Annotated in this window: 13 protein-coding genes; 9 read left to right on the forward strand and 4 right to left on the reverse strand. The window is 73.4% G+C overall.

Annotated features, from left to right (window positions below; all coding sequences use genetic code 11):
- Positions 1-108: 108 nt before the first annotated feature.
- Positions 109-648 (forward strand): RNA polymerase sigma factor, encoded by a 540-nt coding sequence (locus tag BOSE127_RS00525; RefSeq protein ID WP_017886488.1) that lies wholly within the window; start codon positions 109-111, stop codon positions 646-648.
- Positions 638-1,414, forward strand: a complete 777-nt coding sequence (locus BOSE127_RS00530) for a hypothetical protein (RefSeq protein ID WP_139179716.1) — start codon at positions 638-640, stop codon at positions 1,412-1,414. Before BOSE127_RS00525 ends, BOSE127_RS00530 begins: the two co-directional genes overlap by 11 nt.
- Before the next feature lie 133 nt (positions 1,415-1,547).
- Here BOSE127_RS00530 and BOSE127_RS00535 read toward each other — a convergent pair whose 3' ends face one another.
- A complete protein-coding gene (locus tag BOSE127_RS00535) occupies positions 1,548-2,459 on the reverse strand; it encodes a LysR family transcriptional regulator (RefSeq protein WP_159555956.1) in 912 nt (303 codons plus the stop codon).
- A gap of 48 nt (positions 2,460-2,507) precedes the next feature.
- On the opposite strand from BOSE127_RS00535, the gene BOSE127_RS00540 reads away from it, so the two are divergent.
- Positions 2,508-3,797: an MFS transporter gene (locus BOSE127_RS00540; protein ID WP_159555957.1), complete on the forward strand. Its 1,290-nt coding sequence runs from the start codon at positions 2,508-2,510 to the stop codon at positions 3,795-3,797.
- 99 nt (positions 3,798-3,896) lie between these two features.
- Positions 3,897-4,502 (forward strand): hypothetical protein, encoded by a 606-nt coding sequence (locus BOSE127_RS00545; protein WP_159555958.1) that lies wholly within the window; start codon positions 3,897-3,899, stop codon positions 4,500-4,502.
- Between the two features lie 104 nt (positions 4,503-4,606).
- Here the strand turns inward: BOSE127_RS00545 and BOSE127_RS00550 are convergent, their stop codons facing one another.
- Complete coding sequence (locus tag BOSE127_RS00550; RefSeq protein ID WP_017886484.1) at positions 4,607-5,521, reverse strand: cation diffusion facilitator family transporter; 915 nt, start codon at positions 5,519-5,521, stop codon at positions 4,607-4,609.
- Between BOSE127_RS00550 and BOSE127_RS00555 the strand changes: the two genes are divergently transcribed.
- Both BOSE127_RS00555 and BOSE127_RS00560 read left to right on the forward strand, forming a co-directional pair.
- On the forward strand, positions 5,520-5,744 hold the full coding sequence (locus BOSE127_RS00555; protein WP_159555959.1) for a hypothetical protein: 225 nt from the start codon (positions 5,520-5,522) through the stop codon (positions 5,742-5,744). The two genes, BOSE127_RS00550 and BOSE127_RS00555, sit on opposite strands and share 2 nt — an antisense overlap.
- A gap of 1 nt (position 5,745) precedes the next feature.
- The gene (locus tag BOSE127_RS00560) at positions 5,746-6,723 is read left to right on the forward strand and encodes an epimerase (protein ID WP_017886482.1); all 978 of its coding nucleotides are present in this window, start codon (positions 5,746-5,748) and stop codon (positions 6,721-6,723) included.
- Here the strand turns inward: BOSE127_RS00560 and BOSE127_RS00565 are convergent.
- A complete protein-coding gene (locus BOSE127_RS00565) occupies positions 6,692-7,672 on the reverse strand; it encodes an EamA family transporter (RefSeq protein ID WP_159555960.1) in 981 nt (326 codons plus the stop codon). The genes BOSE127_RS00560 and BOSE127_RS00565 overlap by 32 nt on opposite strands.
- A gap of 72 nt (positions 7,673-7,744) precedes the next feature.
- Between BOSE127_RS00565 and BOSE127_RS00570 the strand changes: the two genes are divergently transcribed.
- Positions 7,745-8,659: a LysR family transcriptional regulator gene (locus tag BOSE127_RS00570; protein WP_159555961.1), complete on the forward strand. Its 915-nt coding sequence runs from the start codon at positions 7,745-7,747 to the stop codon at positions 8,657-8,659.
- Between the two features lie 99 nt (positions 8,660-8,758).
- On the opposite strand, the gene BOSE127_RS00575 is transcribed toward BOSE127_RS00570, so the two are convergent.
- A complete protein-coding gene (locus BOSE127_RS00575) occupies positions 8,759-9,472 on the reverse strand; it encodes a L,D-transpeptidase family protein (RefSeq protein ID WP_236559464.1) in 714 nt (237 codons plus the stop codon).
- A gap of 1 nt (position 9,473) precedes the next feature.
- On the opposite strand from BOSE127_RS00575, the gene BOSE127_RS17255 reads away from it, so the two are divergent.
- Together BOSE127_RS17255 and BOSE127_RS00590 are read left to right on the forward strand one after the other, a co-directional pair.
- Entirely contained in the window at positions 9,474-11,051 is a 1,578-nt protein-coding gene (locus BOSE127_RS17255) for an ATP-binding cassette domain-containing protein (protein ID WP_159555963.1), read from the forward strand.
- Complete coding sequence (locus BOSE127_RS00590) at positions 11,044-11,700, forward strand: ATP-binding protein (RefSeq protein WP_201300408.1); 657 nt, start codon at positions 11,044-11,046, stop codon at positions 11,698-11,700. The genes BOSE127_RS17255 and BOSE127_RS00590 overlap by 8 nt, the downstream gene beginning before the upstream one ends.
- Positions 11,701-11,809 lie beyond the last annotated feature (109 nt).

An 11,809-nucleotide genomic window follows, 5' to 3' on the forward strand; every position in this document is an offset into this window, starting at 1 on the left:
CTGACCCCCAGTCCTGGGCGGACACGCCCGAGGTCACGAATCCGGAACGGTCCTGTCAGGATCGCCTGTCCTGCCGACACCTCTGAGTGAAGGGGGTGGGATGTGGATGTGACGACCGGCACCGACACGGACGAAGGACTCGTCCGTGCGATGGCACAGGGAGACACCGGCGCGCTCGCCCGGGCGTTCGACCGGTACGCCGCCACCCTCACCCGCTACGCGTGGGCGCTGGTCGACGACCGGTCCGACGTCGAGGAGATCGTGCAGGACGCGTTCCTGACGCTCTGGCAGCGCGCCGCGACCCTCGAGCTGCCGGCGGACACGGTGCTGCCGTGGCTGCTCGTCGTGTGCCGCAACCACGCCTTCAACACCGGGCGCAAGCAGGCCCGGCGCCGCACGGACGAGCTCCCGGAGCACCTCGCCTCGCCCGCCGACCACGACGAGGCCCGCGAGACCCTGCGCTGGGTCCGCGCCGAGATCGCCGCGCTCCCGGACCTCGACCGCCGCATCTGCGAGCTCTGCCTGCTCGAGGGGCACTCGTACGCCGAGGCCGCCGAACTCCTCGGACTCACGGTCGGCGCGGTCACCCAGCGGGTGTCCCGCAACCGTCGACGACTCAAGAAGGTGGTGATGCACGATGAACACTGAGCCTCCGCAGGGAGACGACCTGCAGCGCATGCTCGTCTCGATGAAGCAGAACGTCCTCGAACGTGCCACCCCGCTCCCGAAGCGTCGTCGTGGCCGGTCCGGGATAGTCATCGGTGTCGTCGCGCTGCTCGCCGTCGGCACCGCCACCGGCGCCGTCGCCCTGACCCTGTCGCAGCAGAACGCCGACCCGGTCGCCGCTCCCACCCAGACCCGGCAGCCCGAGCCTGCGCCGTCCTCCACGACGCCGAGCTCCGCCCCGATCACGGGTGCCCCGGTGCCGAAGCCCACCCCGACGTCGACACCGACCCCCGTCGCGGCGACGATCCCCACGGACTGTCGCGCGCTCGTCCCCGCCGAGGACTACGACCGCTTCTTCGGTGACACCCCGCTGACGCAGGCCGACCCACCGTCGGGTACCGATCGAGTGCCGGATGGTCAGGACCCGGAGGGCACCCAGTCGAAGGTCTCCTGCTCGTGGCGTGACCCGCGCGCGGACGTGTCCGGGATCGAGGTCCGGGCCGGGACCGCCACCGAGGCGACCATCCAGCGGGAGATCGAGGAGTTCCCCGCGTACGACGGCGGCGGGACCTGCACGGAGCGTGACGGCGGAACCTTCTGCCAGTCCCGCGGGATCGTCGAGCCGTACGGCGTCGAGAAGGCCTACACGTACTTCGCCCGCGGTGACACCTGGATCACCATCGAACAGACCAACGTCCCGACCGACGGGCTCCTGCCCGCCCTCATCGCGACGTTCTGGGGGGACTGACGGCCCGGAGGCACGTGGCGGACCCGACCCGTGCCTCCAGTCCGTCGGTGGTCAGATCGTGAGCAGGAACGGTCGCCTCGCGCACCGCGACGCGACCGTTCCTGCTCACGAAGCACACCGAGCGCGCCCAGCGTCACCCCACCCGCGCCGCCACGATGTCGCGCGCCAGCGTCCGGACCGCGCGGCTCGGCTCCGGGGACGTCCGGACCGCCAGGCCGATGCGGAGCGGGTCGACCTCGTCCTCCAGGTCGAGCACCGCCCCGTCGTACCGCACGCCCGAGTCCGGCACGACCCCGACGCCGAGCCCGGCCGAGGCGAACCGGATCACGGCGGGCATGTCGTTCATCTCCGCGACGATGCGCCGACGGATGCCGAGTCGCTCGAGTGCTCCGTCGAGGATGATCCGGTTGCCGAACCCGTGTGCCGTGTCGACGAAGGGCTCGTCGGCGAGTTCGGCGAGCGACACCGACGACCGGCCGGCGAGCGGGTGGTCCGCCGCGGTGAACACCCGGAACGGCATCTCCCGCAACGGCTCCACGACGACGCCGGCGGGCACGGTGGGCAGGCCCGTGTAGGCGATGTCGAGCCGCCCGGCGACCAGGTCCTGCACGAGGCCGGTCGTCCCCGACGGCGAGGTCATCAGCTCCACGGCGACGAGCGGGTGCTGCCGCCGGAACCGCTGCAGCACGCCCGTGAGGTCGACGATGTCCATGCTCGTGAAGATGCCGAGCCGCACCCGACCCCGCAGGTCGGCGTCGTCGGCGGTGGCCAGGTCACGCATCCGGTCGAGGGACTCGAGCACCGCGCGGGCATGGGGGAGCAGGTCCTCGCCGGCGGGGGTCAGCACGAGCTGTCGGCCGGTGCGGTCGAAGAGCCGCACGCCGAAGCTGCGCTCGAGCGAGGCGATGCCCGCGGACACCGTGGACTGCGCGGCCCAGAGCCGTTCCGCCGCCCGGGTGACGCTGCCCTCGGCGGCGACGGTGACGAACTGTTCGAGCAGTCGGGTCTCCATCGTCTGAGTATCGAGCAGATCGATCACTGACATCAAGGGCATCCGTTGGACTCGATGCACCGCGCACGCGATCATCAGAGCATGTCAACCGTCACCGAGACCCCGACGGGTACCGTCCCCGCCACCAGCGCCGCGCCCGCATCGGCGAGCGACCGCGTCGTCGCGCCGCGCGGACGCCGTGTCCACACCCGTCGGCGTCACGGCTTCGGCTTCTGGGTCGTCGCGTTCGCGTTCCTCGCGGTGATGGCCTTCGCGACCGTCCCCGCGCCGCTCTACGTCATCTACCAGGCCCGCGACGGGTTCCCGACGTTCACCACGACGGTGATCTTCGCCGCGTACGGGGTGGGGGTCGTCGGGTCGCTGTACCTGGCGGGGCACCTCAGTGACGTGCACGGGCGGCGGCCACTCATCCTGGTGTCGATCGCGCTCGAGCTCGTCGCCGCCGTGCTGTTCCTGCTCTGGAACGACGTCACCGGCCTCATCGTCGCCCGGCTCGTGACCGGCCTCGGCGTCGGGACGCTGACGGCGACCGCGACGGCGCACCTCGGTGAACTCCGGGTCCGGGCGACCGGGTCGAGCGACTCCGCGAAGGGTGCGAGCGTCGCCGCTGGGGCCGTGAACCTCGGTGGGCTGTCGCTCGGCGCCCTGGTCGGTGGAGCCCTCGCCGAGTTCGTCGGGCAGCCGCTCATGGTCCCCTACGTGGTGTTCGTCATCGCGCTGGCGGTCGCGTTCGTGCTGGTGCTCGCCGCACCGGAGACGGTCGACCGCCCCGAGCAGCCCGTGGCCTACCGACCGCAGCGCATGCAGGCTCCCGAGGGGCAGGGTGCCGCGTTCTGGGCCGCCGGGGCAGCCGCCTTCGCCGCACTCGCCGTGCAGGGGCTCTTCACCTCGGTCGCACCGAGCTTCCTCGGCACCACCTTCCACGTCACCGACCGCCTGGCCGCCGGCGCCACGACCTTCGGGGTCTTCGCCGCGAGCGCGTTGTCGCAGATCGTCTTCGCCCGACTGTCGCAGCGGGCGCAGATCCGGCTCGGCATGGTGCTGCTGGTCGTCGGGCTGGTCGTCCTGGCCGTCGCCGCGGTGCTGCTGCAGGTCGCCGGGTTCATCGGCGGCGGGGTCGTCGCGGGTGCCGGCGTCGGCCTGCTGTTCCGTGCCGCGATCGGCAGTGCCGCAGCACTCGTCGGACCGGAGCGTCGGGGTGGCGTGCTCGCAGCCACGTTCCTCATCGCCTACGCCGGGCTCACCGTGCCGGTCGTGGCCGTCGGGGCAGCGCTGCTGGTGATCCCGACGCTGCCCGTCCTGATCGGGTACGTGGTGCTCGTCGCCGTCCTGGCCCTCGTCGCCGGCACCCGGCTGGCCGCGCGCGCCTGACGGCGGGCGGGCTTGGCGTCCGCCTCCCGCACCCGGAACCGGGTTCCGTCCTCCGTGATCCGGCCTGGAGGCGCGACCCACCTCCGGCATACTGGGCGCGTGCCCCAGAACCGCAACCGTCCCGTGATCACGGGGATCGCGGCCGTGGTGGCCGCGGGTCTCCTCGCCGGCGGGCTGTTCCTGACGGCACGGCAGGGCGCGGACGACCCGACCATCGACGTCGGCTCGGCCGCGCGGACGCCGAGCGACGCGTCGACCGCCACCGGCGACGGCACCGTCACGATCACCCGCACGGGGCCGGACCTGCCCGGGTCCGCCGCCCTGGCGCGGTGCGACAGCACTACCCAGGCCGCGGTCGCGCAGTACGAGACCCAGGCCCTGGGCCGCGTCACCCTGCAGTGCGGCACCGCGGCCCAGGGGTACGAGCACATCCGGGTGCGCCACACCGCTGACTGGCGCGACGTCGTCACCGGGCACGGCTCGCGCGACTGGGACGACGCCATGCTCACGGCGGTGCAGACCGCGCTCGAGGACCCCCGCCCCGGGTTCCCGCTCGACGTCGGCGACGGCAAGGTCTGCTACGCCGCACCCGTCCGGTTCGACGACGGTTCGCGCCCCGACGACGAGCCGTGGGTGAAGGTGATCGTCTCGGCCACCACCGACCGGGTGATCACGGCGTACCCCACGCGCACCGACGACTGCTGACCCGGCACCCGCGGACACCCGTTCTGCGACAGACCACGCGTCGATCACCTGGTGGATCGTCGCGGAACCGGGGCGCTGACGCCCGCACGCCCGAGCGCGGGACCCTACGCGTGCACCTCGTACTCGTGCCGCCGGTGCGACACCGGCTCCAACTGGAAGGTCGAGTGCTCCACCGGCACGTCGAAGTGCTCCGCCACACACCGCTGCAGCTCGTCGAGGATCGCGGGGGCGTGCGCCGTCGAGAAGCAATGGTCGTCCACGACCACGTGCGCGGTCAGGTTCGGTACCCCGGTCGCCACGAGCGTCGCGTGCAGGTCGTGCACCGCGATGACGTGGTCGAGCTCGAGGATGTGGCCGCGCACGTCGTCGAGGTCGAGCCCCGGCGGCGTCGACTCGAGCAGCACGTTCGCGGTCTCACGCAGCAGCCGGATCGCCCGCGGCAGGATGAGCAGACCGATCAGGATCGCGGCGACGGAGTCCGCCCGCTCCCACCCGGTCAGCATGAGCACGATCGCCGCGATGATGACGGCGACCGACCCGAGGGTGTCGTTGAGGACCTCGAGCCGGGCGGCTCGCGAGGTGAACCCCTCGCCCGATGCCCGCAGCAGCACCGCGTAGGCCACCAGGTTGCCGACGAGGCCGACGATGCCGAACACGAGCAGCGGCCCGGAGTGGATCTCCTCCGGCACGACGAGCCGCTGGGCCGCCGAGATGATCACGTAGACCCCGACGGCGAGCAGGATGGCGGCCTGTGCGGTGGCCCCGAGGACCTCGGCCCGCTGGAAGCCCCAGGTGCGCTGCGCGGTCGGCGACCGGCGGGCGAGCCGCGTCGCGACGAGCCCGATGCCGAGTCCGCCGGTGTCGACGACCATGTGCCCGGCGTCGACGAGCAGCGCGAGCGAACCGGTGACCACGGCGCCGACGACCTCGGCCAGCAGGATGCCCGCCGAGATGCAGAACGCGATGAGCAGGGCGCGCTCCGAGGCGTGCCCGACGCCGTGCCCGTGGTCGTGTCCCATGTGCGACATCGTAGGGATCCGCACCGACGACATGCCAGGATCGAACCGTGAGCCGGTCGCGCTGCGCCTGGTCCCCGCGCGTGTGACGCTCGTGGAACGATTCGATGACGAAGCCGACCTGCAGCGCGTGTCCCTGGTGCTCGCGGCACCGGTGGTCGGCACGCTGTACCGGTACGAGGGGGCGTTCCGGTACGAGATCGCGCCGGACACAGAACGGGGATGAGATGAGCGACCAGAAGGGCCGCGTCGTGATCGCGGGAGCGAGCGGCTTCGTGGGGCAGTACCTGCGGGACGCCTTCACGGAAGAGGGCTACCAGGTCGTCACGATCGGGCGGACCGGCGACGCCGTGTGGGGCAACACCATGCGCATCCGGGAACTCGTCGACGGCGCCGCCATCGTCGTGAACATGGCGGGCAAGAGCGTCAACTGCCGGTACGGCCGACGCAACCGCGCCGAGATCATGCGCTCGCGGGTGGACACCACGCTCGAGCTCGCCGAGGCCATCCGGACGTCCGAGCACCCGACGCCGCTGTGGTTGAACGCCTCGACCGCGACGATCTACCGGCACGCCGACGACCGCCCGCAGGACGAAGCGACGGGGGAGATCGGCGAGGGGTTCTCGGTCTCGGTGGCGCGCGCGTGGGAGGACGCCTTCTTCGGCGCCGACCTGCCCGGCACCCGTCGTGTGGCACTCCGGATGGCGATCGTGTTCGGCGACGGCAGCGCCCTGCTGCCGCTCCTCCGGCTCGCCCAGGCCGGCCTCGGTGGGCCGCAGTACGACGGGCCGTGGGTGCCGACCCGATCCCGGCTCCGCGCCGGCACCTACCACCACCACCGGCCCACCCACGGTCGGCAGCGGTTCAGCTGGGTGCACATCGCCGACGTCCTCGGGTCGATCCGGTTCCTCCGCGACCACCCGGAGATCGAGGGGCCGGTGAACGTGTCGAGCCCGAACCCGTCCGACAACCGAACCGTCATGGCGACCATCCGCGACGCCGTCGGGCGCCGGTTCGGGGTGCCGACGTTCCGGTGGATGCTCGAGCTCGGGTCGTTCGTGATCCGCACCGAGACCGAACTCGTGCTGAAGAGCCGGTGGGTGGTGCCGACCCGGCTGACCGAGGCCGGCTACGAGTTCCGCTACCCGCACCTGCGTGGGGCGCTCGCCGGGATCATCGCGGAGCGTCGCCAGCACCGGGGCTGAGCACCGGAACCGGGACCCCGTCGATCGGGGCCGGGGCCGGTGCCGGGGCCGCGGCTGGCGCCGGGTACGCTCCCGGCCGTGGCCCGCGGGCCGGGCGCGACGACCACAGCACGGCGGCCACGACGACCGCGCCGGCGAGCACCTCGACCAGGTCGGGCACCTCGCCGAAGGCCGCCCACGACGCGAGCACCCCGACCACCGGCACGAGCATCGAGAACGGTGCGACCGTGCTCGACGGGTAGGCCGCCAGCAGCCGTGACCAGATGCCGTAGCCCACCAGGGTGGCGACGACCACGATGTACAACAGGCCCAGGTCAGCGGGCAGCGCGGCCGCCGTGAACGCCGAACCGAGTGCGGTGCCGATGCGGTCCGGCCCCTCGACCACGAGCGACAGCACAACCATCGGGACCGGTGGCACGACGGACCACCACAGGGTCAGGTGCAGCGGGTTCGCGGCTCCCGCTCGTCGGGTCGCGACGTTGCCGATCGCCCACCCGAGCGCACCGCACAGTGCGAGCACGACCGGCAGCAGCGCGGCGGTCTGCGAGCGGTGCAGGGCGATCGCGGCGAGGGCGGCCACGGCGACGGTGACCCCGACGACCTGCCGTCCGGTCAGCCGCTCGCGCAGGAACACCCCGGCCAGCACCACCGTGAACGGCGCGGAGGCCTGCAGCACCAGCGAGGCGAGCCCCGACGGCATGCCGGACGCCATGCTGAGGTACAGGAACGAGAACTGCAGCACCCCGAGCCCCAGGCCGACGAGCAGCAGCCGCCCGAACGGGATCCGGGGCCGCGGCACGAACAGCAGCGTCGGGACCGCCAGGATCGCGAACCGCAGCGCTGCGAGCAGGAACGGCGGGAAGTGCTCGAGCGCGAGTGCCGTCGCGGGGAAGTTCAGTCCCCAGACCACGGCGACGACGACGGCGAGGAGGCGGTCTCGGGCGGTCATGCTCCTCATCGTCCCGGGCACGACGTTGTAGGTCCATCGAAACCTTCGCGAACCACGATGTAGGGTCCCTGCATGGTCGACTTCGACGTGCAGCTGCTGGCGGTCCTGCGGGAGCTCGCCGAGCGGGGGAGTGTCACCGCCGTCGCCGAGGCCACCCACCGCACACCGAGCGCCGTCTCCCAGCAGCTGCAGACCCTGCAACGGCAGGTCGGGGTCCCGCTGGTCGAACGCGTCGGCCGCGGGGTCCGGCTGACCCCGCACGGCGAGGTGCTCGCCGGCCTGGCGTCCGGGGTCGCCACCGCCATCGCGCGGGTGGACGCCGCCTGGCAGGAGCACCTGGGCGGGACGACCGGACCGGTGTCGCTGGCGATCTTCCCGTCGGCGGCGGAACTGCTGCTGCCCGGCGTGCTCACCCGGATGCAGGCGCACCCGGGCATCGCGTTGACCCTGGTCGACGTGGACGTCAGCGAGGGAGACTTCGCACCGCTCGCGGCGGACCACGACGTGGTCGTCGGGCACCGGTCGGACGGCGTCCGACCGGCCGACCAAGGATCGGTGGAGACCGTCCCGCTGCTCAGGGAGCCCCTCGACGTGGCCCTGCCACCAGGCCACGCCCTGGCCGGCCGCGCGCGCGTGGGCATCGACGAGGTCGTCGGGGAGACGTGGATCGGCGTCCCGGAGGGGTACCCGATCGACCGGGTCCTGCACGCCATGGCCGCGGCGACGGACACCCCGCCGAGCGTCGCGTTCCGCACGATCCACCTGCCGCTCATCGAGAACCTGGTGGCCGCCGGGCACGGCATCGCGCTCGTCCCGCGGTACACGACGGGCACGCGGGCCGCCGGCCGCTTCCACCTGGCCGAGCTCGCCGACGTCCGTGCCGGACGTCGCATCGAGGCACTCGTCCGCCCCGACCGTGCCGTCCGTCCCGTGGTGCGCACCGTCCTGGAGGCCCTGGTCGCCGTCGCCCTGGACGTCACCACCTGAGACGGTTGCGCCTACTGCCGGGCGCACGCCGTGCCTCCAGGCCGTGGGCGGGCCACGGGCGGGCCGCGGCAGACGCGCTTCTGTGGCGGCGTGACCGCGTCAGCGCACCTGGAACGGGGTGCCGAGCGGCAGGCGCTCCGCCAGCGCGGTGATGTGGTCGTTGTGCATGCGGATGCAGCCGTGCGATGCGGCGGTGCCGATGCTGGACGTGTCGTCGGTGCCGTGCAGCCCGATCTGTCCGGGGCCGCCGCCGAACGAGTTGAGCACGTCCGAGAACGCCGTCGTGCCGTACGCGTACGGGCCGTAGCCCTCGTTCGTCGGCGCGAGCAGCTCGGTCAGGGCGAACCGACCGGTCGGCGACGGGGTGCCACCGGTGCCGGTGGCGACGGGGTAGCTGTCGACGACCTTGCCGGCCTTGTACAGGTCGAGGGTGTTCGTCGAACGGGTGACGACGATCGCGTACGGGTCCTCGGACAGGGTGACGGCGCTGGTCGGCACCCAGCCCGTGCTGCCGTTCGGGCGCTGTGCGAGCTGCACCTCGGCCCAGCCGTCCTGCTGGTCGACGACCCGGAGGACGAGCGGGGCTCCGGACGCCTGCGGGTTCTCGAGGGTCTGCGTCGCCTTGCCACCCGCGCTCGCGCTGACCGGGACGGACGCGCCCGTGGCGGCAGCGACCGTGGTGCTGGTCGGGGCGTCGATCCCGTCGACCGGTGCTGCCGATCGGGTCGGCTTCGGCGTCGTCGGGGTGGGGGTCGGTGCGGCGGCGGACCGCGTGGGGGTGGGTATAAGAGACAGGCACGGCGCGGGGACCACGGTGCTGCTTGAGACGCGGGGACTCGGCACGGCACGGGGGAAGCAGCCGGTCGGGAACGGCATCGACCTCGGGCTCCGAGCCGGGCAGGTCCTCGCCGTCACCGGACCGAACGGTGTCGGCAAGTCGACGCTCGGTCTGACCCTCGCGGGCTTGCTCCCGCCGGCAGCCGGTGAGCTCCGCGCCACGGACCTCCTGGCCGACGGCGTCGGCACGACGCCCCACACCTGGACGAGCCGCGAACTCGCGGCCCGGATCGGCACGGTGTTCCAGGATCCGGAGCACCAGTTCGTCGCCCGTTCCGTGCGCGAGGAGGTCGAAGCCGGCCCCCGCGTGCTCGGTGCGCCCGATGCCGCCGAACGAGCCTCCGCGCTGCTCGACGAGTTCGGGCTCGCACACCTGGCCGACGCCAACCCGTTCACCCTGTCCGGCGGCGAGCAGCGACGACTCGCGATCGCCTCGGCCATCGCGGCCCGTCCGCCGGTCGTCGTGCTCGACGAACCGACCTCCGGGCAGGACCGTGCCACGTGGCAGGCCGTCGTGGGGCGCCTCGGAGCACTCGCGGACGCCGGTACCGCGGTGGTGGCGGTCACCCACGACCGCGACCTCGTCCGGGCACTCGACGCCGACGAGGTCGTCCTCGGGCCGGACGGCGCGCGGTCCGTCGGGCGCGACCAGGGACCGTCGGACGCGGCCATCCCGGAGACGGGACCGACAGCCGGGAACCGCCCCGGGCCTCCAGACCGGACCGCCGGGACGCACCGGACCACCGACACGGACCGGACCGCCGCGACCGACGCGTCGGCCCCCACGCGACGACCGCTGGCCGCGCGCGCGACCGGCATCCCCGGCGTCCAGCCCGTCGCCTCCCTGATCGGCGTGCTCGCACTCGGTGTCTGCCTGGTGCTGAGCCTCGACGTCGTCTCGGCCGCCGTCGCCCTGGCGCTCGAACTCGCGCTCCTGCCGCTCCTGCGCCTGCCGGTCCGGACACTGCTCTTCCGACTCGCACCGGTGCTGGTCGCGGTGCCGCTGACGGCGGTGAGCATCGCGCTGTACGGCAGACCCTCGGGTCGGGAGTGGTTCGACCTCGGGTTCGCGCACGTCACCGACGGGTCGCTGACGCTCGCGCTGGCGACCGCGCTCCGGGTCCTCGCGGTGGGGGTGCCGGCCATCGCGCTCTTCGTGCGGGTCGACCCGACCGACCTGGCGGACGGGCTCGCGCAGGTGCTGCGGCTGCCCGCGCGTTTCGTGCTCGGGGCCCTCGCCGCCGTCCGGATGATGACGCTGCTCGTCGACGACTGGCGACAGCTCGCGATGGCCCGGCGTGCCCGGGGGCTGGCGGACTCCGGGAGGCTGCGCCGCGGAGCGACCATGGCGTTCGCCCTGCTCGTGCTCGCGCTGCGCCGGGCGACGACGTTGGCGGTGGCGATGGAGTCACGGGGGTTCGGCGCTCCCGGACGGCGGACCTGGGCGCGGGTCGCGCGGTTCGCCGGGCCGGAGTGGGCGACGGTCGCGGTGCTGGTCGGCATCGGCGCGGTGTCGATCGCCGTCGCGGTGAGCACGGGGACCTGGCGTGCCTGACGCGGAACGTGCCACGGGCACGACCGGCGGGACCGGCACGACGGGCGGGACCGGCACGACGGGCGGGGCCGGCACGACCGGCACGACCGGCACGACGGGCGGGGCCGGCACGACCGGCGCGACCGCGGGGGACCTCGCCCCGGGCCTCGCTGCTGCTGCCGCCGGTGTCGCCGCCGCCACGGGCCACCGTGCCGTCGTGCTCATCGATGGCCGGTCCGGCACGGGCAAGACGACCCTCGGCGCGCAGGTCGCGGAACAGCTCGGAGCGCAGCTCGTGCACCTGGACGACCTCTACCCGGGCTGGGACGGCCTGCGAGCGGCTTCGGACGCCCTGGTGACCGACGTGCTCGGAGCGCCGATCGGCTACCGACGGTGGGACTGGGACGCCGACGGACCCGCGGAGTGGACGTCGGTGGACCCCGACCTGCCGATCGTGGTGGAGGGCTGCGGGGCGTTGTCGCGGGCGTCGGCACCGCTGGCGTCGCTGCGTGTGTGGCTCGAGGCCGACGACGCCGTGCGCTGGGACCGGGCGATCGGACGCGACGGCGAGGTCTTCGCACGCGAGTGGGACCGCTGGGCCGCGCAGGAGCAGGCCTTCATCGCCGCCGAGGACCCGGCCGCCCTGGCCGACGTGGTCCTGCGGACGTAGCGCCCTGCGGCGGCCGCGAGTCACGCGTCCTCGGACAGTTCTCGGGCTACGGAAGGCGAGAACTGTCCGTCAAGCCGAGACTCGGCCCGCGCCCGCGCCCGCCCGCGCC

This window comes from Curtobacterium sp. 8I-2 (assembly GCF_902506155.1).
GTDB classification, from domain to species: Bacteria; Actinomycetota; Actinomycetes; order Actinomycetales; family Microbacteriaceae; genus Curtobacterium; species Curtobacterium poinsettiae.